Annotated in this window: 23 protein-coding genes; 13 read left to right on the top strand and 10 right to left on the bottom strand. The window is 69.9% G+C overall.

Features of this window, described 5'->3' with window-relative positions; translation table 11 throughout:
- The first annotated feature begins 15 nt into the window (after positions 1–15).
- The 4 genes from E1200_RS02660 to E1200_RS02645 all read left to right on the top strand — a co-directional run bounded on the left by E1200_RS02660 (position 16) and on the right by E1200_RS02645 (position 3777).
- On the top strand, positions 16–672 hold the full coding sequence (locus tag E1200_RS02660; protein WP_131950143.1) for a TetR/AcrR family transcriptional regulator: 657 nt from the start codon (positions 16–18) through the stop codon (positions 670–672).
- Positions 669–2222 carry a glycerol-3-phosphate dehydrogenase/oxidase gene (locus E1200_RS02655; RefSeq protein WP_131950142.1) on the top strand — a complete coding sequence of 518 codons (1554 nt, stop codon included), beginning with the start codon at positions 669–671 and terminating at the stop codon, positions 2220–2222. The genes E1200_RS02660 and E1200_RS02655 overlap by 4 nt, the downstream gene beginning before the upstream one ends.
- A 165-nt stretch (positions 2223–2387) precedes the next feature.
- Positions 2388–3296, top strand: a complete 909-nt coding sequence (locus E1200_RS02650; protein WP_131950141.1) for a sucrase ferredoxin — start codon at positions 2388–2390, stop codon at positions 3294–3296.
- Between the two features lie 184 nt (positions 3297–3480).
- On the top strand, positions 3481–3777 hold the full coding sequence (locus E1200_RS02645; RefSeq protein ID WP_021600082.1) for a WhiB family transcriptional regulator: 297 nt from the start codon (positions 3481–3483) through the stop codon (positions 3775–3777).
- Between the two features lie 257 nt (positions 3778–4034).
- On the opposite strand, the gene E1200_RS02640 is transcribed toward E1200_RS02645, so the two are convergent.
- From E1200_RS02640 to E1200_RS02630, 3 genes are all read right to left on the bottom strand, one after another.
- A complete protein-coding gene (locus E1200_RS02640) occupies positions 4035–4775 on the bottom strand; it encodes a phosphoribosyltransferase family protein (RefSeq protein WP_131950140.1) in 741 nt (246 codons plus the stop codon).
- 130 nt (positions 4776–4905) lie between these two features.
- On the bottom strand, positions 4906–5892 hold the full coding sequence (locus E1200_RS02635) for an aryldialkylphosphatase (protein WP_131950139.1): 987 nt from the start codon (positions 5890–5892) through the stop codon (positions 4906–4908).
- Positions 5893–5942: 50 nt separating this feature from the next.
- The gene (locus E1200_RS02630; protein ID WP_243708302.1) at positions 5943–7109 is read right to left on the bottom strand and encodes a YihY/virulence factor BrkB family protein; all 1167 of its coding nucleotides are present in this window, start codon (positions 7107–7109) and stop codon (positions 5943–5945) included.
- A 193-nt stretch (positions 7110–7302) separates the two neighbouring features.
- On the opposite strand from E1200_RS02630, the gene E1200_RS02625 reads away from it, so the two are divergent.
- The 6 genes from E1200_RS02625 to E1200_RS02600 all read left to right on the top strand — a co-directional run bounded on the left by E1200_RS02625 (position 7303) and on the right by E1200_RS02600 (position 11368).
- Positions 7303–7521 carry a hypothetical protein gene (locus E1200_RS02625; protein ID WP_131950137.1) on the top strand — a complete coding sequence of 73 codons (219 nt, stop codon included), beginning with the start codon at positions 7303–7305 and terminating at the stop codon, positions 7519–7521.
- A gap of 290 nt (positions 7522–7811) precedes the next feature.
- A complete protein-coding gene (locus tag E1200_RS02620) occupies positions 7812–9464 on the top strand; it encodes a nitrite/sulfite reductase (protein WP_131950136.1) in 1653 nt (550 codons plus the stop codon).
- Entirely contained in the window at positions 9461–9646 is a 186-nt protein-coding gene (locus E1200_RS02615) for an Insertion element protein (protein ID WP_243708301.1), read from the top strand. The genes E1200_RS02620 and E1200_RS02615 overlap by 4 nt, the downstream gene beginning before the upstream one ends.
- Entirely contained in the window at positions 9643–10353 is a 711-nt protein-coding gene (locus E1200_RS02610; protein ID WP_131950135.1) for a phosphoadenylyl-sulfate reductase, read from the top strand. Before E1200_RS02615 ends, E1200_RS02610 begins: the two co-directional genes overlap by 4 nt.
- An 11-nt stretch (positions 10354–10364) precedes the next feature.
- Entirely contained in the window at positions 10365–11099 is a 735-nt protein-coding gene (locus E1200_RS02605; RefSeq protein WP_131950169.1) for a sirohydrochlorin chelatase, read from the top strand.
- A 41-nt stretch (positions 11100–11140) separates the two neighbouring features.
- Positions 11141–11368, top strand: a complete 228-nt coding sequence (locus E1200_RS02600) for a hypothetical protein (RefSeq protein ID WP_131950134.1) — start codon at positions 11141–11143, stop codon at positions 11366–11368.
- Positions 11369–11378: 10 nt separating this feature from the next.
- On the opposite strand, the gene E1200_RS02595 is transcribed toward E1200_RS02600, so the two are convergent.
- Complete coding sequence (locus E1200_RS02595) at positions 11379–12074, bottom strand: DUF1707 domain-containing protein (RefSeq protein WP_165950173.1); 696 nt, start codon at positions 12072–12074, stop codon at positions 11379–11381.
- A gap of 176 nt (positions 12075–12250) precedes the next feature.
- On the opposite strand from E1200_RS02595, the gene E1200_RS02590 reads away from it, so the two are divergent.
- Positions 12251–13876, top strand: a complete 1626-nt coding sequence (locus tag E1200_RS02590; protein ID WP_131950133.1) for an acyl-CoA dehydrogenase family protein — start codon at positions 12251–12253, stop codon at positions 13874–13876.
- A gap of 208 nt (positions 13877–14084) precedes the next feature.
- On the opposite strand, the gene E1200_RS02585 is transcribed toward E1200_RS02590, so the two are convergent.
- The 4 genes from E1200_RS02585 to E1200_RS02570 form a co-directional block, all read right to left on the bottom strand.
- The gene (locus E1200_RS02585) at positions 14085–14231 is read right to left on the bottom strand and encodes a helix-turn-helix domain-containing protein (protein WP_243708303.1); all 147 of its coding nucleotides are present in this window, start codon (positions 14229–14231) and stop codon (positions 14085–14087) included.
- A 113-nt stretch (positions 14232–14344) separates the two neighbouring features.
- Complete coding sequence (locus E1200_RS02580; protein ID WP_131950132.1) at positions 14345–16165, bottom strand: hypothetical protein; 1821 nt, start codon at positions 16163–16165, stop codon at positions 14345–14347.
- Positions 16166–16211: 46 nt separating this feature from the next.
- Complete coding sequence (locus tag E1200_RS02575; protein WP_131950131.1) at positions 16212–16634, bottom strand: hypothetical protein; 423 nt, start codon at positions 16632–16634, stop codon at positions 16212–16214.
- A gap of 582 nt (positions 16635–17216) precedes the next feature.
- Positions 17217–17612 (bottom strand): ATP-binding protein, encoded by a 396-nt coding sequence (locus E1200_RS02570; protein WP_165950172.1) that lies wholly within the window; start codon positions 17610–17612, stop codon positions 17217–17219.
- Between the two features lie 140 nt (positions 17613–17752).
- Here E1200_RS02570 and E1200_RS02565 point away from each other — a divergent pair, with 140 nt between their 5' ends.
- Together E1200_RS02565 and E1200_RS02560 are read left to right on the top strand one after the other, a co-directional pair.
- The gene (locus E1200_RS02565) at positions 17753–18562 is read left to right on the top strand and encodes a helix-turn-helix transcriptional regulator (protein ID WP_131950129.1); all 810 of its coding nucleotides are present in this window, start codon (positions 17753–17755) and stop codon (positions 18560–18562) included.
- Complete coding sequence (locus E1200_RS02560) at positions 18553–18777, top strand: DUF397 domain-containing protein (protein ID WP_131950128.1); 225 nt, start codon at positions 18553–18555, stop codon at positions 18775–18777. Before E1200_RS02565 ends, E1200_RS02560 begins: the two co-directional genes overlap by 10 nt.
- A 517-nt stretch (positions 18778–19294) precedes the next feature.
- Here the strand turns inward: E1200_RS02560 and E1200_RS02555 are convergent.
- Positions 19295–21064, bottom strand: a complete 1770-nt coding sequence (locus E1200_RS02555) for an ATP-dependent helicase (RefSeq protein ID WP_131950127.1) — start codon at positions 21062–21064, stop codon at positions 19295–19297.
- Entirely contained in the window at positions 21064–22818 is a 1755-nt protein-coding gene (locus E1200_RS02550; protein ID WP_207933102.1) for an AAA family ATPase, read from the bottom strand. Before E1200_RS02550 ends, E1200_RS02555 begins: the two co-directional genes overlap by 1 nt.
- Between the last annotated feature and the right edge of the window lie 230 nt (positions 22819–23048).

The following is a 23048-nucleotide window of genomic DNA, read 5'->3' as shown; positions in this document are numbered from 1 at the left end:
CTTACACTGTGACACATGACGTCGAATCGTCACAAGAACGCGGACCGCGCCGCGCGGATGCGCCACCGGACCGGGCACGACGCCGTCGGCGGGGGGCGCACCGCCGACGACACCGTCCTCGACGCCGCCCGCGAGTGCGTGCTGGCCGTCGGGGTGCGCCGCACGACCCTGACCGACATCGCCCGCCGCGCCGGCGTCTCGCGGATGACGCTGTACCGCCGCTGGCCGGACGTCCGCACGATCGTCGCCGACCTGATGACCCGCGAGTGGGTCGGGCTCGGCGACTCGCTGCAGCCCCCCGACGACGGCCGCCCCGTCCGGCCCCGCTTCGTGTCGGGCCTGGTCACCGGGGTGCGGACGTTCCGCGACCACCCGCTGCTCCGCAAGATCATCGAGGTCGACCCGGAACTGCTGCTCCCCTACGTCCTGGACCGCTGCGGCGCGAGCCAGCTGGTGTTCCTGGAGCTGTTCGAGGAGGCGCTGCGGGCCGGGCACGCCGACGGCACCATCCGCCGCGACCATCCGGCCCGGCAGGCGCGGGCGCTGCTCCTGGTCGTCCAGTCCTACGTCCTGTCGGCGCCCACGATGCTCGACGACACCGACCCCGAGCTGGACTCCGACGCCTTCGACGAAGAACTCCGCCACATCCTGGAGAGGATGCTCGCGCCGTGAACACTCCCGATCTCGACCCACGGACCTCGCTCAACGCGGCGCGCAGGGAGCGCGAGCTCGCCGCCCTGCCGGACGAGGTGGTGGACGTCCTCGTCGTCGGCCTCGGCGCGACCGGCGCGGGCGCCGCGCTGGACGCCGCGTCCCGGGGCCTGTCGGTCGCCGCGATCGACGCCCACGACCTGGCGTTCGGCACGTCCCGGTGGAGTTCCAAGCTCATCCACGGCGGCCTGCGCTACCTCGGGTCCGGGCAGGTGGACGTGGCGTACGAGAGCGCGGTCGAGCGCGGCGTCCTCATGCGGCGCACCGCACCGCACCTCGTCCGCGCGCTGCCCTTCGTGATGCCGATGACCCCGACCGTGCCGCACTCGCGCGCGCTCGCCGTCGCCGCCGCGGTCCGGGCGGGCGACGTGCTGCGGCTGTCCGCGCGCACCCCGCGCTCGGTGCTGCCCGGCCCGCGCCGCCTGTCGGCGGTCGAGACGCTGCGGCTCGCGCCGCCGCTGCGGCCGTACGGGCTGCGCGGCGGCCTGCTGTCGTGGGACGGCCAGCTCGCCGACGACGCGCGCCTGGTCACCGCCCTCGCCCGGACCGCCGCCGGGCACGGCGCCCGCATCCTCACCCGCTGCCGCGCGGTCGCGCTGGCCGGGGACGGCGCGCAGGTCCGCGACGAGCTGACCGGCCGGGAGTTCGGCGTCCGCGCGCGGTCGGTGATCAACGCGGCGGGCGTCTGGGCGGGCGGCCTGGTGGACGGGGTGCGGCTGCGCCCGTCGCGCGGCACCCACATCGTCGTCGGGGCCGACACCCTGCGCGGGCTGTCGGCCGGGATGCAGATCCCCGTCCCGGGCGCCGCCAGCCGGTTCCTGCTGGTGCTGCCGCAGGGCGACGGCCGCGTCTACGTGGGGCTGACCGACGAGGCGGCCGACGGGCCGATCCCCGACGTGCCCGAGCCGACCGAGAGCGAGATCGGGTTCCTGCTCGACATCCTCGGCTCGGCGCTGGACGTCCCCGTCCGGCGGGCCGACGTGCTCGGCGCCTACGCCGGGCTGCGTCCGCTGCTGGACCTCGGCCGAGGGGGCGACACCGCCGACATCTCCCGCCGGCACGCCGTGCTGACCTCGCCGGACGGCGTGGTGACCATCGTCGGCGGCAAGCTCACCACCTACCGGCGGATGGCGCAGGACGCCGTCGACGCGGCGGCCCGCGCCGCGGGGCTCGGCGCCGCGCCGAGCCGGACCGCCCGGCTCCCGCTCGTCGGCGCCGCCCCGCGGGACCGGCTGAACGCGCTGGACGCGCCGTTCCGCCTCGTCCAGCGGTACGGGACGGAGGCCCCGCTGCTGGCCGCGCTCGCCGCGGACGATCCCGCCCTGCTCGAACCCGTCGTCCCCGGGCTGCCGGTCCTCGGCGCGGAGCTGGCCTGGGCGGTGCGCCACGAGGGCGCGCTGGACGCCGGCGACCTCCTCGACCGCCGCACCCGGATCGGGCTCGTCGCGGCGGACCGGGCGGCGGCGCTCCCGGCCGCGGAGGCGCTGCTGCCGCGCGCCGCACTCCGCTGACCCTCCGGGCCGGCCGGCCGAACCGGTCGTCCGGCTCGGGGCACCGGGTACCCACCGCCCCACCTCGGGATTCGCCCGGAACGGCGAATTCGGCCCCGCCATGTTTCGGCGCCGCCTGTTAGGTTACCCTTACCTAATCAATGAAGATCGACGGGGGGGTTCTCCTTGACGCGCGGCAACGGCTGCGGGCACTGTCCCGGCAGCCACACCGGGGAGCGGCCGTGCCTGGCGAGCGCGACCGCCAAGGCGGGCGCCTGGCTGCTCATCGAGCACCCGGGCCCGTGGCCGGAGCGCATCGAGGACCTCGTCTCCCCTGCCCCGATCGCCGAGGCCGTACGCGCCGCGCAGCGGGCCGGCGTGCGGCCCCAGCTGATCCGCCGGGCGGGCCGCCGCCGCGGCGTCCCGCCCGTCCAGGTCTACGCCGCCTTCTCGCGCGGCACCGACGTCTGGATCGAGGGCCGGGAACTGGCCGACCCCGCCGGGCTGGCGGCGCTCGACCTGGGCGCGCTGGCCGCGGGCCGCTCCCCCGGTCTCGGGGAGCCGGTGGCCGAGCCGGTGCTGCTGGTCTGCACGCACGGGCGCCGCAACGCCTGCTGCGCCCGTACGGGCGCTCCGCTGGCCCGCGCGCTCACTGCACGTTTCGAGCGGCTTGTCTGGGAAACCACCCATGTCGGCGGTGACCGATTTGCAGCGAATTTGGTATGTCTTCCCCACGGGCTCTACTACGGCGACCTCGACGAAACCCACGCGGTGACGGCGGCCGACGCCTACCTGCGCGGGGACGTCGCCCTGGACCGGCTGCGCGGGCGCGGCGGCCTGCCGGAGCCCGCGCAGGCGGCGGAGCACTTCGTCCGCGCCCACACCGGGCGCCTCGGAGTGGACGAGGTGACCGTGGTGTCCGTCACTGGGGGAACATCCCGCTACGAAACGGTCGTTGCTGTACAGGAGAGCCGTTACCGGGTCGTCATCGAGTCCGTCCGGCAGTCGTCCCCCTGCGGGCCCGACTGCGGGGAGAACTTGAAAACCTACGTTGTTAGGGAACTCACCCTTCTCAACGAGGCGGCACTCGTGTAATCTCTTTGAGGCCCCATTCGAGGGTCTCCCGTCGCACGTCCCCAGGTTTCCGGCGCAACCGGGCGGGGAACAGAGCGGCAACTCCGGACGTTGGACCATTCGGCGCTTCTGACTTCATGTCACCCGAAGCATGTCGGGCGTCCATGTCCTGAAATTGTTCGAAACCAATCAAGGTGGGTGTTCCATGGCTCAGGTACGTCGGCAGGCAAACCTCCCTCGTCCCAGCTGGGGCTGGCAGGACGCCGCGGCGTGCCGGGGGGAAGACCTCGTCCTCTTCTTCGGTCCCGACGGTGAGCGTCAGCCCGAGCGAGAGATCCGCGAGCGCAAGGCGAAGCAGATCTGCATGGGCTGCCCCGTCCGCACGGAGTGCCTGGACTACGCGGTCTCCAGGCCCGAGAAGTACGGCACGTGGGGCGGTCTGAACGAAGACGAGCGCGCGTCCGAGCGCCGTCGCCGGATGCGCCGCGCCAACGCCGCCTAGCCGAGCGCGCAGGCCGCCAGAAACGCTCCCATCGCGAACCCCGGCACGCCACCGAGAAAACGACACGGCCCCGCATCGCGGGGCCGTTTGCGTGCCCGGAACCGGATCCGCCCACCCGGGAACCGGACACTTCACCCCGGGTCACCGGTTGTGACACAGATCGCTCCCCGACTTTCCGGTGAACCCGCGCTTTTACCGCAGCCGCCCGCTCCGTGCGGCCATTTTTCAGAAAGTCGCCGCACCAATTCTCCGCGGCGTCAGCCCGGCTCCCCGCTCCGGGCCGCGCGGTCCAGCCAGGCGATCACGTCCGCGTCGGTGAGCTGCTCGAAGTCGCGGTACCACTGGCCCACGGCGCGGAACTCCCCCGGTGCGGCGGGCACGACCAGGTCGTCCACCTCGGCCGCCAGGGCGCGCACGGTCTCGGCGGCGCCCACCGGCACCGCGAGGACCAGCCGGGACGGCCCGCGCTCGCGCAGCGCCCGCACGGCCGCCCGCGCGGTGCCCCCGGTGGCCAGGCCGTCGTCCACCACGATCACCGGCCGGCCCGCCGGCTCCCGCAGCGGCCGGCCGCGCCGGTACACCTCGACCCGGCGGTCCAGTTCGGCGCGCTCGGCGGCGACCGTGGCCGCCAGATCCTCCGCGCGCAGCCGCAGCCGGGCCAGCAGCCCGGCGTCGAACACCGGCGCGCCGCCCTCGGCGATCGCCCCGACGCCCAGCTCGGGCTGCGGCGGATAGCCGATCTTGCGGGTCACCAGGACGTCGAGCCGGGAGCCCAGCCGCCGCGCGATCTCGTAGCCGACGGGCACGCCGCCCCGCGGCAGGGCGAGGACGGCCGCGCCGTCCAGGCCCATCGGGGCGAGCCGCTCGGCGAGCACCCGGCCCGCCTCCGCCCGGTCGGCGTAGGGCAGCCGGACGCTCACACCGCGCTGGTGGCCCGCGCCTCGCGACTCGTCCTCGCGCTGCCGGAGGTCGTCGCGTGCGGGTCTGTTCCAGGACATCGGCGAACCTCCTTCCGAGGCCACCCCTACCCACTCCACGGCCCTTACAGGCGCGTACAGCGCCGCTCACGGGCATAACGGGGCCGGCCCCGGGCGGTTCCCGCGGGCGCGACCAGCCGGCCGGGCGCGGTCAGGCGCCGGTGAGCCAGCGGAGCGGGTTCTCGCGCATGATCGCGTCAAGGGTGGCGTCGTCGGCGCCCGCCGCGCGCAGCGCGGGCAGGAACGTGCCGAACAGGTAGCCGAAGCCGCCGCCGCCGTAGCGGGTGAGCTGCGCCCGCCGGGAGACGCCGGTGCTCAGCAGCACCCGGGAGGAGTGCCCGGCCTCCAGCAGGTCCATGACGCAGCGGACCCGGGCGCCGATCGCCGCGTGGTCCTCGCCCGCCAGGCCGAGGGTGCCGAACGCCACGTAGCCCCCGGATTCGGCGATCTTGCGGTGCTGGCCGGGGTCGTCGACCCGGTCCTGCTGGCCGACCGCGACCCGGTTCGGGGGCAGCCCGGCGGCGGTGAGGATCTCCAGCTGGGCCAGGCCCGCGCGGCCGTAGGTCGCCACCGACAGCCCGGAGTACCGGGCGGCGCGGGCGGCGGCGCGCAGGCACAGCTCCTCGGTCTCCGTCGGCGCCTCGCCCCACGTGCCGATCTCGCCGATGACCCCGGGCAGGGCGTTGGTGCCGTCCATGCCGAAGCCGACCTCCGCGAGCAGCCGCTCGGCCAGGCGCTCGACCCCCGACGGCCCCTCCGGCCCGGTGCCGGCCGCGAGGGTCTCGCGGACGTAGGCCGGGTGGAACGGCTCGGTGAACACCCCCGTCCCGGCGACCACGGCCACCCGGGCGCCCGCGCTGATGCGGGCGAGGGCGGCGGCGTTGCGTCCCATGCCGGAGCAGGTGAGGTCGACGACGAGGCCGAGGCCGTGCTCCTTGCGGAGCGTGTTCAGCTCGCGCTGGACGGTCTTCTCCTCGTCCAGGACGCGGCCCGGGTCGGACTCGACGAGCTGCGGGCGCGCGGCCCAGCGCAGGTCGAGCTGCAGGTGCTCGTGGGACAGCACCGGCCCGGTCACCTCGGACGCCGCGATCATGCCGGTCACGGTCCGGAGCCGGCCGGTCTCCTCTCGGGGGGTCATGTCAGGCGAGGTTACGACATGTTTTGCCTTATCAGGACCTCGCGGGAGGTTTATTTACTTTCCGGGCCGTCCGTGATCTCCGCCCCGTCCTCCGCCCCGTCCTCCTCCGCCCTGTCCTCCGCCGCGTCGCGCACGGCCCGCGCCCGCGCGGTGTCGGCGGTCGGCCACAGCCGGTCGATCTCGGCGTTCAGCGCGGCGCCGATCAGCACCGCGAGCGCCGCCACGTACAGCCAGGCGAGGACGGCGATGGCGGCCGACAGCGACCCGTACACCGAGACGCCGCTGAGCGACCCGGCGAGGAAGATCCGCAGGCCGAAGCTGCCGACGATCCAGATCAGCAGCGCGAGGACGGCCCCGGGCAGGTCCCGCCGCCAGGGCGTCCGCACCGGGACGCTCAGGTGGTACAGCGTCGCCAGGAAGATGATCGACAGGGTCACCACCACCGGCCAGTAGAGCGCCTGGACGAGCCCGGCGCTCTCCGGCACCACCTGCTGCACCAGCGCGGGCCCCGCCACCAGCAGCGGGATGACGATCAGGAAGACCAGCAGGCCGATCAGGTACAGGAAGAACGCGCGCAGCCGGGTGCGGACCACGCCGCGGATGCCGGACAGCCCGTAGGCGATGCTGATCGTGTCGATGTAGACGTTCGTCGCCCGCGAGCCCGCCCACAGCGACAGCAGGAAGCTCAGCGACACGATGTCCGGGCTCCCGCCGCGGATCACGTCGTCGATCAGCGGGACGACGACCGTGTCGACCGCCGGGCCGGTCAGCACCGTCCGGGCCTGCTCGATCACCCAGGTGCGGATCTCGGAGACGGTGCCCGGCTGGAAGAGCCCGCTCAGGTGCCCCATCGTGCCGATCAGCCCGATGACCAGCGGCGGCAGCGACAGCAGCGCGAAGAACGCGGCCTCGGCCGCCAGCCCGGTCACCCGGTAGCGGAACGCCTTGGACGCGGTGCCCTTGGTGAGCGCCCAGACGACGCCGAGCACGGTGCCGGCGCCGGAACGGACGCGTTCGGCCGACCGGGCGGCGATGCCCGGCGCCGCCTCCCCCGACCGCAGCTCCGGCGGGACGCTCGCTTCGGGACCGTCCAGGGGCTCGGCCGCCCCCTCGGGCGGGTGGACGTCACCCCGGGCGGCCGGGCCGGCCCCCCGGCCCTCGTCGTGTTCGGAGTCCCCGCGCGGCGGGACGCCCTCGGCGTCGGAGACGGTGGTCACACCGCCCCACCGTAGAGCGTTGCGGGTCCGGAACATGTCCCCTCGCCCATTTCGGTGCCCTGCGCGTCGCGTCGCGTCGCGACCGCCTCCCCAGCCCTTCCGTCGCGCGGGCGCGTGGCCCGTCCCCTGCGCATCGCCTCGCTCATACCCGCTTCGACGACCGGGAACGTCATCCCGATCATGATCATTTCCGATGAACCGGGCATCGGCCGTCATAGGCGACAATGGAGGCATGATCTGCCAGTCCTGCCGAGACCACCGCCACGGGGAGTGCCGCGGCGGTTCGTGGTGCGACTGCCAGCACCGGCCCGCACCGGCCACGCCGGGAGCGCAGCGCCGCGAGAGCCGCGCCGGCACCCCGGTGACCGGGGAAGAGGGCGAGCCCCCGGTGAACTGGCGGCGGCAGGGATGACGCATGTCACCCGTCCGCATGCCGGACGTCACTGGACAGCCCCCGAGACGCCGTGTCATGGTTCAGGTATGACTGCTGCGGACCCGTTGCTGGCCAAGCGCCGGCACGTGGACTTCCTGCGCGTCCGCAGCGCGATCTGTCGGTGACGCCCCGACCACGCAGCCCCAGCTCAGCCGGGCGCGTGGTGCATCGGCGTCACCTTTGACATCACCCTGCTCAGCGTCGAGCCGGCTGCCTCAGAGCGCCGGTGCGCTACGCGTCCCTCACGACCACAGACGAGGACGCGCGCCGTGCCACCCGCGATCAAGCGCAAGAAGGCCGAGGGCCAGTGGGCCCTCGGCTACCGCGAACCGCTCAACAAGAACGAAGAGCTCAAGAAGAACGACGACGGCCTGAACGTTCGCCAGCGCATCATCGACATCTACTCCAAGACCGGCTTCGACTCCATCGACCCCGCCGACCTGCGGGGCCGCTTCCGGTGGATGGGCCTGTACACGCAGCGCAAGCCGGGCATCGACGGCGGCCGGACCGGCGCGCTGGAGGACGAGGAGCTCGAAGACCGCTACTTCATGATGCGGGTGCGGATCGACGGCGGTCAGCTGAGCGGCCCGCAGCTGCGCACCATCGCCGACATCTCCACCCGGTACGCCCGCAACACCGCCGACATCACCGACCGGCAGAACGTCCAGCTGCACTGGGTGCGGATCGAGGACGTCCCGGCGATCTGGGAGGCCCTCGAAGCGGTGGGCCTGCACACGATGGAGGCGTGCGGGGACGTCCCGCGCACCATCATCGGCTGCCCGCTGGCCGGGATCGCCGCCGACGAGGTCATCGACGCGACCCCGCAGCTGCGCGACATCCACGACCGCTACATCGGCTCCCCCGAGTTCTCGAACCTGCCGCGCAAGTACAAGACGGCGCTGTCGGGCTGCACCTCGCACTGCACCGTCCACGAGATCAACGACATCGCGTTCGTGGGCGTGGTGAACGAGGACGGCGAGACCGGCTACCAGGTCTACGTCGGCGGCGGGCTGTCCACCAACCCGATGTTCGCGCAGAGCCTCGGCGTGTTCGTCAAGCCGGAGCAGGCCACCGAGGTCTGGCACGGCGTCACGTCGATCTTCCGCGACTACGGCTACCGGCGGCTGCGCAGCCGCGCCCGGCTGAAGTTCCTGGTGAAGGACTGGGGCGCGGCGAAGTTCCGCGAGGTGCTGGAGAAGGAGTACCTCGGCTACGCGCTGCCGGACGGCCCGGAGCCCGCCGCGCCGCTCGCCAGCCGCGACCACGTCGGGATCCGCCCGCAGCAGGACGGCAACTTCTACGTCGGGTTCGCCCCGCGCGCCGGCCGGGTCAGCGGCGAGATGCTCGGCGTCATCGGCGAGCTGGCCGACCGCTACGGCTCCGGCCGGGTGCGGACGACCATCGAGCAGAAGATGGTCATCCTGGACGTCCCGGAGGAGAACACCGAGGCGCTCGCCGACGAGCTGGCCAAGCACGACCTGCAGGTCCGCCCGTCCACGTTCCGGCGGCACACGATGGCCTGCACCGGCATCGAGTACTGCAAGCTCGCGATCGTCGACACCAAGCAGCGCGCCATGGACCTGATCGACGAGCTGGAGAAGCGGCTCCCCGACTTCGACCGGCCGCTGACCATCAACGTCAACGGCTGCCCGAACGCCTGCGCCCGCATCCAGGTCGGCGACATCGGCCTGAAGGGCCAGCTCGTCGTGGACGAGAACGGCGACCAGGTCGAGGGCTTCCAGATCCACCTGGGCGGGCAGCTCGGCGCCACGTTCGGCAAGAAGGTCCGCGGGCTGAAGACCACCTCGGCGGGGCTGACCGACTACGTCGAGCGGGTCGTCCGCAACTACGACGAGCAGCGGGACGGGGAGGAGACGTTCGCCGAGTGGGTGCAGCGCGCCGATGAGGCGGACCTGAAGTGAGCTCGGCGTCACCGCGCGGCGAGCGGATGGCGCCGTTCTACTGCCCCTACTGCGGCGAAGAGCATCTCGAACCGCGCGAGGAGCACGGTTCGTGGTACTGCCCCGACTGCGTCCGATCCTTCACGTTGAAATTCCTCGGTGTCGGCGTCCCCGGCACCGCGAGCAAGGAGATCCCTCGGTGACCCTCCTGGAGACCGACAGACCTACCCTTGACCTGGAAGACATCGTCGAATCGGCCTCCGCCGCGCTGGACGGCGCGCCCACGCTGGAGATCATCCGCTGGGCCGCCGCCACGTTCGGCGACCGCATCTGCCTCACCTCGTCCATGTCGGACGCGGCCCTGATCCACCTGGTGTCGAAGGTGAAGCCCGGCATCGACGTCCTGTTCGTCGACACCGGCTACCACTTCGCCGAAACGATCGGCACCCGGGACGCGGTCGAGGCCGTCTACCCGGTGAACGTCGTCAACGTCACCCCGTCCCGCACGGTCGAGGAGCAGGAGGCCGCGCTCGGCCCGCGGCTGTTCGGCCGCAACCCCGACCTGTGCTGCCACCTGCGCAAGGTCGAGCCGCTCGGCCGCGCGCTGGAGGGCTACATGGCGTGGTTCAGCGGCATCCGCCGGGACGAGACCGCCACCCGCCGCGACCGCCGCGTCGTCGAGTGGGACCGCAGGCGCGGGATGGTCAAGGTGAACCCGATCCTGGACTGGAGCCAGGAGGACATGGACAACTACATCGAGGACAACGGAGTGCTCGTCAACCCCCTGCACTACGACGGCTACCCGTCGATCGGCTGCGCGCCGTGCACCAGCCCGGTCGCGGACGGCGAGGACCCCCGCAGCGGCCGCTGGGCCGGGATGGGCAAGGTCGAGTGCGGAATCCACCTGTGAGCCGCCCGCCGATGGTCGCGGTGGCCCACGGGAGCCGCGACCCCCGTGCCGCCGCGACCGTCGCGGAGCTGCTCACCGCCGTCCGGGACCTCCGGCCGGACCTCGCGGTCCACGCGTCGTTCCTCGACCACGGCCCGCCCGCGCCCGACCGCGTCCTGGACGGCCTGGCCCGCGGCGGCGCGGAGGACACGGTCGTCCTCCCGCTCCTGCTCACCGCCGCGTACCACAGCAAGACCGACCTCCCGGGCGTCCTGAACCGGGTGCGGGGCCGGCACCCCCGGCTGCGGCTCCACACGGCCGGGACGCTGGGCCCGCACCCGCTGCTGATGGACGCCCTGGAGCGCCGCCTGGCCGAGGCCGGGGTCGAGCCGGGTGATCCGGACACGGCCGTCGTCCTGGTCTCGGCGGGCTCCAGCGACGCCTCCGCCAACGCGACGATCGCCCGGCTGGCCCGCGAGTGGCGGCCGCGCGGCTGGTGGGACGTGGTCCCCGCCTACGCGTCGGCCGCCGCCCCCGGACCGGCCGAGGCGGTGGCGGCGCTCCTGGCGGCGGGCGCGCCCCGCGTCGCGGTGGCGTCGTACTTCCTCGCGCCCGGCTACTTCGCCGACAAGGTCGAGAACGCGGCGCTGGCCGCCGGCGCCGCGGCGGTCTCGCCCGTCCTGGGCGCGGCCCCGGAGGTCGCGCGGGTGATCGTCCACCGCTACGACGAGGCGCTCGTCACGTCCTCGGCGGCCACGGCGGTCTGACGGGGCGTTCGACGCCGGGGATGGCGGGTATGCGGCCTTCCATGAAACGGGAAGATCTCGGACACGAGCCGGAAGAGACCCACGACCGCGAGTTCGGCCCGATCAACGAGCGCTCCGACGCCCGCGGCCGGACCGTCCCGGACGGTGAGGAGACCAGCGGCACCGGCACCCCCGGCGTGCGCTACGAGCACCCGGACACCCTGCCTCCGGACGAGGAGGGCGTCGAGGAGGCCGAACGCCACGACGACTCCCGCCACCACCAGCCGTAGGCCCGGCGGCTCACTTCCGGTCGCGCCACCAGTCGGCCACGGCGCGGCGGAACGGGGCGTGGTGCTCGTCGTCCACGATCTTGACGTCGCCCATCACGGCGTGGGCGGCGACGCGGACGACGGGCACCCGGGCGCCCGGCTGCGCCTCCCGGACGTTGACCTTGCGGTCACCGAGGAAGGCGTGGCCCGACAGCACGACACTGACGCCGTCCGGCACGATGATCTTCACGTCGCCCATGACCGCCGTGGCGGAGATGCTGATCTCCCCGGTCGGGACCTGGGCGCCGCGCAGGTCGAGCTGCACGTCGCCCATGACCGCCACGGCCTCCAGCGGCCCGTCGATCCGCCCGACGATGCGCTCCTTGCAGTCGCCCATGACCGCGCTGAACTTGCGCTGCACCTGGCGGGGCGCGGGGTTGGCGCCGGGGGCGCCCATGCCGGGCAGGTCGGCGGTGATGCCGTCGAGTTCGCCGCGGGTGACGGCCGCGTAGGCGGCCTCGCTGCGCTCGGTCAGCTCCTCGAACGTCAGCCGCCCCTCGACGGAGGCGATCCGCAGCCGCTCGACGACGGCCTCCCGCTCGGCGTCGGAGGCCCGTATCGCGTCCCCTGCGGCGTCGGTGCCGGGCCGGTCGGGAAGCAGGTCCTGCCGCCGGTCCCGCGGGCGGCACGGGGAGGGCCGCTCAGGCTGCGGACTGGACTGACTCATGCTTCCGAAGTTATGCCCCCGCGAGGGCCGGACAATCCGCCGCGGGGACGAGATCGCCTCACCCCTTGAGGAGGATGGACCTCCGGCCGGGGCAGGGGCAGGATCAATGGTTGCCCGAACCCGGTTCTGTATCCTGCGTGGTGGACACCCCTTGAGCAGCGCGTGGGAGCGGCACGGTGACGCACGAGGTCTTCAACCAGGTACCCCCGCTCGCCGGTCACGACGTGGCCGACGAGGCGGTCCTGCTGGACGGGCTGGCGCGCGAGGGCGCCGCCTGGGCCGAGCCGGAGGTCCGCGAACTCGGCCGCCTGGCGGGCACGGAACGCGCCCAAGAATGGGGCCGCCTCGCCAACGAGCACCCGCCCGTCCTGCGCACCCACGACCGGTACGGGCACCGCATCGACGAGGTCGAGTTCCACCCGTCCTGGCACGAACTGATGAACGTCGCAGTGACGCACGGCCTCCACGGTTCCCCTTGGGTCGACCCCCGTCCCGGCGCACACGTCGCACGGGCCGCCAAGTTCTACACCTGGCGCGTGGACGCGGGCCACGGCTGCCCGATCTCGATGACGTACGCGGCCGTCCCCGCCCTGCGCCGCTCCCCCGAGCTCGCCGCGCAGTACGAGCCGCTCCTCGCCAAACGCGAATACGACTACGGCCTGCGCGCCCCGCTGACGAAGAACGCGCTGCTCGCCGGCATGTCGATGACGGAGAAGCAGGGCGGCTCGGACGTCCGCGCCAACACCACCCAGGCCACCCCGCAACCGGACGGGACGTACCGCCTGGTCGGCCACAAGTGGTTCACCAGCGCGCCAATGTGCGACGTGTTCCTCACCCTGGCCCAGGCGCCGGACGGCCTCACCTGCTTCCTGGTCCCACGCGTCCTGCCGGACGGGGAGCTCAACTCCCTGCGGCTGATGCGCCTCAAGGACAAGCTCGGCAACAAGTCCAACGCGTCCTCCGAGGTGGAGTACGAGAACGCGGTCGCCTGGCGGGTCGGCGACGAGGGCCGCGGCGTCCGCACGATCATCGAGATGGTCAACATGACCCGGCTGGACTGCGTGATCGGCGCCGCGGCCGGGATGCGGCACGGCGTCACGTCCGCCGCCCACCACGCCGCCCACCGCAAGGCGTTCGGCGCGTACCTGATCGACCAGCCGCTGATGCGCAACGTCCTCGCGGACCTGGCGATCGAGTCGGAGGCCGCCACGATCACGATGCTCCGCCTGGCGGGCGCAACGGACCGCTCGGTACGCGGCGACGAGACCGAAACCGCGTTCAAGCGCCTGGGCCTGGCGGTCAGCAAGTACTGGATCACGAAGCGCTGGCCGACCCACGCCGCCGAGTCCCTCGAATGCCTGGGCGGCAACGGCTACGTAGAGGAATCGGGCATGCCCCGCCTCTTCCGCGAGTCCCCGTTGAACTCAATCTGGGAGGGCTCCGGCAACGTCGCGGCTCTCGATCTCCTCCGCGCGATCCTACGCGAGCCGCAGACACTGGACGCGTTCTTCACCGAGGTCGAGCTTGCGCAAGGGGCCGACAAGCGCCTCGACGCAGCCGTGCAGGACGCCAAGGACGCCTTCACCGACACCGCAACGATCGAGCTCCGCGCCCGCCGCGTAGCCGAGCGCCTGGCCCTCGTCCTCCAGGCATCACTGCTGGTCAGGCACGGCCACCCGGCCGTCGCGGACGCCTTCTGCGCATCCCGCCTCGCGGGCGACTGGGGATCCGCTTTCGGCACTCTCCCGCCGGGATTGGACCTGGCCCCGATCATCGACCGCGCCACCCCGAAGGTCGGCTGAACCCACACTCAGGCTCAAGCCCCCGAAGCCTGCTGAGCCGCCTTACCGGCCCGTCCAGGACCGACCCGAGCAAGATCATCCGCTAACGTACCCATTAGTAGATCGTCGCAACGCCAGATTATGGCTGCCTCTGGCGGGGGTGAAGCACCGGCTCCCGGGATGCCGAGTCTCATCGTCGGCATCCCGGGGTGCGCGGCTCCCGGGCGGCCTATGTCACGCCGAGCAACTTGCGGAGTTCCGCGGTCGGCACTCGGTAGGTGGTGCCGATTCGGATGACGCGGCATGGGAACTCGCCGCGTTTGGCCAGATTGTAGGCGTATGTGCGGGATAGTCCCAGGGCGCGGGCTGCGGTCATGATGCTGACGACCGTGGGAAGTGCGTTGAGGTCTTCATATCGCATGGTCTGCATTCAGATGCCTCCGTGTCTCGGTGCTTGGCAATAGGTCGAGGTCTTCCCAGTGGCGACTGTTACCTGCGCTGTCGGCCTGGGCGCGGTGGTGCCGAGGGGCTAGGAGGCGCGGGTCTGCCGGACGTCATGGGTAGTGGCGCCCACGGATTGGGGAAGGCGGCCATGGCCAGGCGTGCTTGCGAGGGCACGGCCGCCTGTGCGTTCGGTTGTGACCTGTTGGCGGGGTCGGCGAGTCCCACTTCGCGAACCTGCGCGGCAGCCTTCCGGGCCGCGTCGGCTTGGGCCTGGCGACTCTGGAGTCGGCGCAGCTCAGCGATGGTGTCGAGCAGGGTGATGAGGTTGGCGACGAGCATCAGGGCCGACTGCGTCGCCTGGTTCTGCGCCGAGCCGGTGAGCGCAAGGAGCCGGGCTGCGGTGCGCAGGGCGTTGCCGGCCGGGGTGGGCTGTGGGAGACGCCCGTAGGGTGCGCGGGCCGCGCGGTCGTAGGTGTGGGCAGCGCGGCGCAGGTGCTGGTTGCCGGTGGCCTGGGCGGCGGTGTGGAGGGCATCGGAGGCGGCCCAGCAGGCGTCTTGGACCGCGTACGGGTTGATGGCCAGGTGACGTCGGATCTGGGCGGTGGCGTAGGCGGCGGCGCGGGCCGCGTCGTCGTAGAACGCCTGTCGTTCCTCAGTGGTCAGATCGTTGTGGCCGGTGGATGGCACGTGGTGCGCGGTGGGTGATGCCCACCGTTGCTGGAGGCGCGTCAGCGAGAGGTCGTCGGCGAGGCGGCTTACTGAATACCAAGCCGGTTCTTCGTCGGCGGGCTCGGTGGGAAGCGCGACGGCATAGCCGGTGATCTGACCGGAGACCTGCTGGCTGTAGCGAACCTTGACCAGGAGGCCGCAGTCCTGGAGCTGGTCGAGGAACTCGGTGGCCGTCCGGGCTTCGTCGGCGGCGCGGCGGACGGTCGTCCGCAGCATGGCCTGCTTCGTCCGCGGGGACAGGTGCCGTCCGTTCAGTCGGCGGATGGCGGACGAGTCGCGGACGGAGCTATCCGCACCTGCCCAGCGGTGGCGAAGTTTGGGCAGTGTGAGCTCGGCGGCGAGCTTGCCGCCCCCGTACCAGACCGGCTGCCCGTCTGCGTTCACATCGCCGGGCACGGCCACCGCATACCCCGTCAGCTCACCGGCCGTCCGCTGGCTGAACCGCTGACGCACCAGGACACCGTCTGCGCGGAGGCGCCCGAAGAACTCCCTTTCGCTGTCGGCGCCGGCGGCCGCCGTCTGGACCTTCTGTCGCAGGAGGGTGCGGGACGGCACTGGCTGACCACGGCGGACGGCCTTCTCGGTCTCACCGCGTTTGGGTCGCCGCGCCGCCGTCCGATCCGCTGGCGCCGTGGACCGCAGACCGAACTGCTGCTCCACGACCCGGCAGGCGTCGCGGACCCGGTACCCGTCGTTCCAGACCTCCGGACGAATGCCGTCCGGCCGCGCCAGCGTGGCCACGATGTGGACGTGGTCGTCAGCGTGCCGGACGGCGATCCAACGGACGGCGTCCACGTCCCCTGCCGGAGCCATGCCCGTCCGGTGCATGATCTCGGCCGCGATCTGCGCCCATTGCCCATCGGTCAGGACCGGGTCCTCTGGAGCGGCCCGGACGGCGCAGTGCCAGACGGGCTTGCGGTAGTTGCGTTCACCCAGCAGCGCCAGCGGCTGAGTCAGCACCCCCTCTAGGTGGCGAAAGTCGCGGCGACCATCGGTGCCCACCACCGGATCCAGGGCGGCTGCGTCCCCGAAGCCCGCCACAATGTGTGGATCGTGATGCTCACCGTTGACACCCGGGCCGTAGAGGTAACGGAGCAGCCCTTGGACCCGGACACCACGTAGAACCTTCCCGATCACCCTGGGATGCTCGGTACCGTGAGTTTCAGGGCGGTGGTGGGCGCTGTCATGGCAGCCGCCTTCGCAGCTCGTCGGCCAGAGCGTCCAGCTTGCGGACCGTCCGTGCTGCGGCGTGGGCGTACCACTGGATCGTCGACGACACCTCTCCCGAGTTCAGTGCGGTGACCGCCTGGTTGAGATTGACGCCGATCCGCTGCGCCTGACCACGCGCCTGCATGACGGCCTGCAGTACCTCACGCACCTGGGTGTGCTCTGCTCGCGTCGTCCCGTCCGCCGCGGCCAGCAGCGTCAGTGCCGCCCACGCCGCAGTCGCCAGGTGCTCCCGCTCCGCCGCCCTCGACACCGCCGCATGCTCATCATCAGAGAGCAGGATGTACAACACACGCCTCCGCTTCGACTCGCTACGAGTCCGGCGGTTGCGCCGCTTCGCCATGCTCGACGCGGACTCGGCACTGCCCTCTTCGACCATCAGCCTCCTGACCCGGGATCGCGCCCGATCCCGTCCCCCCGCTGGGGACCGCGCCCGGTCCCAGCCGATAACGCTTGCGTTTTCCATTTCTTGCCCCGCGTCAGCGGAACCGGCGAGACCTTCGGGTTCGACTCGCTACCGGGCTGTATTAAGAGAGGCTGTCGCCCCGGCTTACCCGAGACCTAGCACCCGCTGGGACCGTGCAGGGTTCCTCTCAGTCCAGGCTTGCAGAGCGCGTCACCAGACGGTTCAACCGTCTGCGTCCACCCTCTCCCATCCCACACCCGCCCGCCACTTTAAGCATCGGCGTGGCGTGCTGTAGCTCAAAAGCATCAGCAATGCTGACCGCAGAGGCCCGGCGCAGGTTGCAGGAGCACTTCGGAGCTTTCCGGTTCACGCATTCCGGTCGGCGCGAGCCCACCGAGAGTGCCCGCCCCCGCTGAAACTGCTCGCAGACGGCAACAGAACCGCTGCGTCTTCCCCTCGGGGTCACCGATGTAACTCGACTCAGAAGCGTTACAGCCCTCGGCAGGGCAGGGTCAGGCAGCCGGCGGCAGAGCGGGGACGCCCCTCCGTGATCTTTCACGTGCGGTCGATGACCGCGAAGACGACCTTCCCGGCGTTGTCGGCCAAGGCACGGATGCCCCAGCAGCGCGCGAACTGGTCGACGATGAACAAGCCACGGCCCGTCTCGCTGGACTTATCGGCCGCCAGCAGGTGCGGGAGGTCGCAACCGGCGTCCTGGACCTCCATCCATAGGGCGTCGTCCTCGGTGCGACTCAGCCGCAAGATCACCTCCTCGTCCGCCGCCGACGCCGCGTGTTGCAGCGCGTTGGTGACCAGCTCGCTCGCCACCAGGCACGGGACGAAGTCGTCCATGCCCCACTGACCGGCGACCAGCCGCACGAAACGCCGCACCTCCGCGACCGCCTTGAGGTCCTGCTTCACCACCATCTCGTTCTCCGCTGCGCAGCCCATCGACCTCTCCTCACCGTGTGTGGCGTACAGCACACATTGAGCCACTATCTGGGCTACCGTTCGTCTTGCCGCCCTCAAGTGGCGTTGAGCGGTAAGGAGGCGCATCAGGCAGTAAGTTGCCGAGAGGGGAAAAAGCGATCATGGCGGCAGTACGACGGCAGCGCCCCAGGGAGTCAGCTGCGCTTATCGCCTTCGGTCGGCAGATGCGCCGGCTGCGGGAGGCCAAGGGCATCAAGCAGGAGACGATCGCTCATCTCACAAAGGTCAGCCCTGCGCAGGTGAGCCGTATCGAGGCGGGAAAGAAGCGCGCCACACGGCCCTTCGTAGAGATCGTGGACGACCACCTGGAGGCAGGCGGAGCGCTGATCGCTCTGTGGGAGGACCTGAACAAGGACGGTCACCCTGTGCCCGTCTGGTTCGACTGGCCACAGATAGAGGGCGATGCGGTAATGCTGGTCTGCTGGGAGCACGGCGTGATCCCCGGGCTGCTGCAGACCCCGGCGTACATGTCGGTCCTACTGAAGGGCAACCAGGAAGCGATAGACCTCCGCCTGCGGCGCCAGTCCATCCTCACCAGGGACGATGGAACTCCCCCGACGCTCTTTGTGCTGCTGCTCGACGAGCATGCCCTTTACCGGCAAGTCGGCTCCGCCGAGACGATGAAGGAGCAGCTGGAGCACCTGCTCACCATGGGCATGTTGCCGAACATCACGATCCAAGTAGTCTTGGCAAGCGGTGAGCACACCGGCAACTCAGGTGACTTCATGATTGCAACGATGGAGGACCGCAGCGAGGTTGCCTACGTCGAGACAGCCATCCGCGGCATCGCAACGGACAACCCAGCAGACCTGTCCACTCTGGCACGAACTCTGATCGAGCTTCGTGCACGAGCACTCACCGAAGATGCCTCGCGCGAAGTCATTAGGAAGGCAATAGAGAAATGGACCTGAGCAACGTTGCCTGGCGCCGAAGCAGCCGCAGCACCTCAAGCGGAGGCAACTGCGTCGAACTGGCAGACGCGGCCGATGCGCTGGTCGCGGTGCGGGACAGCAAAGACCCGGCCGGCCCCGTCCTCCTACTGACCCGCGCAGCCCTACGCAACGCCGTCCAGTCCGCCGCCACCCACCAGCCGTCTGTCACCAACGTGACGGCCGGGTACAGCTAGCCCCCGACCCACCAAGCAGCGACGAGTTGCGTCCCCGCCCCAGGGGGGCGCCTGCCACTCGTGCTCGCCCCACCTCCTCGGCCCCTTGCAGCCTGTCCCTCTCTACGCGAGAACGCACCGCTGACCTTCCAACCGCTGGCCTCCCATTATCCTGGGTGAGTACTCGCTTCGAAGAAGCGAGCTCGTGCGGCAGCCCCTAGCGAGGAATCAGACAGGGCGCGCCGGGAGACCTCCCATCTCGGGACGGTTAGCCACCCAGGTCACTTCCCTGGTTCGCAGACACCGCCAGGCTTCCCGCTCTCCGCGGAATGTAAGGCGGCTCTGCGCCCAGCAAGTCAGCCTGATCAATACGGCAACGCCCGCTCATGGCCATGAGAGAGCCGCACGACCAGCGTGGGTACCCACAAGAGAGGACGGCCCGAGCGCCTGGACCAACGCCCTCTACGCGGCTGCCATTACCCAGCCTTTAAACCATGGACAGAGGCGCTACGGTCGACTTCCAAAGCGAACTGCTCGGCTAGGTGCTGATCCCAAGTTGCCTGATAAACCTGCTCGGCGGATTATGTCTTGCGCCGTACTGCGTAACCGTAAAACCGGAGTAAAAGATATCGACAGATTCCCGAGCTCGCGTAATCGAAACGTAGAACTTCCGGCGATCTTCGCTCATTTCTTTGGAGCCCTCAGTTGAGGCAAAGAATGGGATAACGCCATCTTCGGCGCCGAGGATGATGACAACGTCGAACTCTAGCCCCTTACCTGATGTCATTGTGGTGACTTCGATTCGGTCTGCATTGCGGGCCCGCTCGCCAAGCTCGGTGATTGTGTGACCTCTGAGGCTGCCGTTCGTGAGTGCCGCCATCATGTCCGTAATGGAGGCCGCGTCGTCCCCCCGCTTCGCCTTCTCGAGCGCACTGGTGAGTCCAAGGAGGTCAAGCTCGTCGATCAGCTGCGTCGCCGGCGCATCCACCTTCTTGCACAGCTCTAGCATCTTCTCTACAAGCTTCGTTTCGCCTCGTTTGCTCCATTGGTCTCCCATAGCGTCGCGCCACCGGTAGAGCAGATCGCTCAGGCGGTGACCGCTGCGTTCTCGCCCCAGGGTGGTCCAAGCAGCCAGACCTTCGATGAGTTGCGTGGCTGGGGTGCGGTCATACTCCGAACCGCGGACATACACGGGGAGACTCTGCGCGCGGAGCCCCGCAGCCGCGGATTCGCAGTCTGTGTTAGTAGCGCAGAGGACCACCACCTCGTGCAGTGGAGTTCCGGAAGCCATAGCAGTGCGGATAATTTGTGCCGCAGCATTGGCCTGGGAGGAGAAGCCCCCCGGCTCGTGGTGTGCTTCGACACGGCCTCCGGATCGTTGGCCAGTAATCTCCCGATCAGGGTCGGCGAGTAGGCGGTTGGCACAGCGAATGATCTCGATGCCGCACCGATAGTTCACGGTGAGCGACACTCGCGTGACGCCGGGCCGCGCTGCGAGTTCGAGTAGGAGCTCGGGCCGGGTGCCGGTGAAACCAAAGATGGCTTGGTCCGGGTCCCCCACGGCGAACAAGTCGACGGGCGTTCGGTAGTCGAAGCACAGCGCACGTACGAGTCGGTCAAGTCCTGGCGCAAGGTCTTGGTACTCGTCGACGTAGAGGTGCGGGTAGCAAGCGACCAGTGCTTTTCGCACGGTCTCATCGCCCTCGACGAGCTCCACTGCGAAGCGCACAATGTCGTCGAAATCCATAAGGCCACGCTGGCGCAGCTCTTGCTCGTACTGGCGTCCTGCCTGGACTATCCTCTGCTCAGATCGCAACCATTGTTGATCAGTTGCTAGCTGCTTACGGTTGTGCTCGATCGTGGACTTCGCCAGCCTCCGCTCGCGCTTCTCGTACCTTTCGAAATTGCGATTAACGATCTGATCCAGCAAGCTGCGTGCGAGCCTGGGGTCCGCGACTTGGAGATCTGCGGCGTCGGATCTCCCGGCAGCGCGAGCGAACGGGGTGATGATGCGCCTGAAAGCAAACCCGTGCACGGTCCCGACAAAGAGCGTCGAACGAGATACGACCCCCAGGTCGGTGATGCGTTCACGCAATTGATCAGCTGCGGGGTTGGTGAGCGTGATGCAGGCAGCTCCCTGCGGACGCGGTATGCGATTCGCGAGGTCATAGGCAACACGCGTAGTCAGCAGTTTGGTCTTGCCGCTGCCGGGAGGTGCGAGGACAACACAGTGACCCTCGGTTCGGAACGCCTGCCACTGTCCGGCATTCGCTTTCAGGTCAGCGATTGATTCCGTGAGTTTGCTCATCAGGCCTTCAAGTACTGCAGTGCGGCCGCGACGTAGTCTGGCGCGGTGAGCTCGCGCCGCGCGAGCCGCTGCGCAAAGCGGCCCTTACCACCCGCACGCTCGATCATCTTCAAGAACTCGGCGCAGTCTGGCATGGTGTGCTGCCAGGTTTCGACCACCTCCTGCTGCCTGGGCGTGACGAGCTCGGCGAGCACACTGCGACAGGTCGCCTGATTCTCAGCGGAAGCCTGGAAGAGGTCGTACTCAAACGTGGTTGTGCCGCAGAAGATGCCGTGCTGTTCGGGCGAGCCCGCGGCACCGAGTCTCTCCACCAGCCTGGTCGCCCGAACCTGACCCGCCAGCGGGTTGTCGGCGTCCTTGTCGTCGCCTGGATCGCCATCGGTGACAACTGCCCAGGGAATACCGAGTGCTGCTGCGAACCGCACGTACGTGGAGAAGTGCGTGCCGTGGATCGCGCAGACCGTGACTCCGAGCTTGTCGAGCTCCAAGTCGAGGCCGCGGGCGAGAGCCGGCACCATGACTTGCTCGGCATAGCCTTCGACGAACAGGACCCTCCGCGCGAAAACCAACTCGGCCCGTGTCGCATCAAGGTAGCGGCCGATGTCATCCCACTCGGGCTCTGTCAGCGAGGCATCGGAAGCTGCGGCGGCAACGGTTTGGTCACCGTTAGTACGCAAGACGATAAGGCTCCGTGGCGGCGCGACGCTCGCGATGTACGGCGACTGAGTCGTCACGATCTTTGTGCTGGTACGCGGCGTTTCGTTGAGCAGCCGGCGGAAGACGAGGCGCTGCAGATGAGGGTGCAGATGGGCTTCCGGCTCGTCGACAGCAATCACGGCGTGAGCGATCTCGTTCTCCAGGAGTTGCTGATCGAGCCCAAGCTCCAGCAGAGCCAAGTACAGCACGTTCAGCGTGCCGAGACTTGCGCTGCCTAGATCACGCTGCGCGGGTCCGTCCACGAAAAGCTTCATCCCTCGGATGAGACGAACGGGATCCGGAGGTGCTGCGGCTAGGCTCGTTTCAAGGGCATGTTGGTCGCCCACCATGTCAAGAGTCCGCGCACTGATGCTGGTACCGAGTTGCTCGATCACGTCCAGTTGATTCAACTGGGCGTTTGCCTCAGCCATGGCCTGCTCAACGCCGCCGAGCGCCTCCTGCGGTGCCGCTGCCGCCGCTGTTTCCAGGAGTCTCCGGAGTGGTGAGCGCCTCCAGTTGCGAATGTCTGACTGAACATCGCGGAGCGCATGCAGGTAGGCGATGAAGAGGTATTCACGAACATCTCCCCCGACATGCGCCTCGCTCTCACCACCAACGATCGACCAGCGGTACGGCGCCTGAGCGCCCTCGTCCCCGGTATCTGCCGGGCCCCAACGGAAGGTAAGGCGAGCACGGATAGGGTCGGTCTCTAGCAGGGCACCCTTGAGCGCGATCAGCGCTGTGGGCTCATCCTCGAAGTCGGTAATCTCGACCGAGATAGTGATAATTTCCCCGGACGCTTGCGGATCGTAGTCATCGGCGCCCTTCCCTAGTCCGTCCCAGAAATCTTCTCGACGCAGGCGACGGTCACTATTGGGCATGGTCGGGTCGAGCACCAAGCGGAGAGCATGGAGCAGGTTACTCTTGCCGGAGCGGTTCTCTCCAACAATTACTGCACCCGCATCGAGCTGGAGGTCAATATTGGCCAGATTTCGGAGATTTTGGACAGTGAGTCGACTGATGCGCATGGCCAGCAAGGGTATCTCGCGAGCCCGCATCTTGAGGTCCTTTACGGCGAGAACCGCATGATTCAAGGCAGGGCTCCGGCGCCTTGCGAGTTGTCATAGTGCGGCCGGTCCAGCGCGGACCAGGTGGAGGAAGACGGTCGGACCTCGTCATCGACGAGGGGGAACCCTAGCCTCGATCTTTCACCGGGGCGGTTGGGTCGCTCCGCGACCCAACCGACTCTTCGTTTTCTGCGGCGGTCATTCGTCGGGCCCGACTGTCG

The sequence above is a fragment of the Actinomadura sp. GC306 genome (genome assembly GCF_004348665.1).
In the GTDB taxonomy this organism is placed as follows: Bacteria; Actinomycetota; Actinomycetes; order Streptosporangiales; family Streptosporangiaceae; genus Spirillospora.
This window is presented reverse-complemented; position numbering and strand designations above follow the sequence as displayed.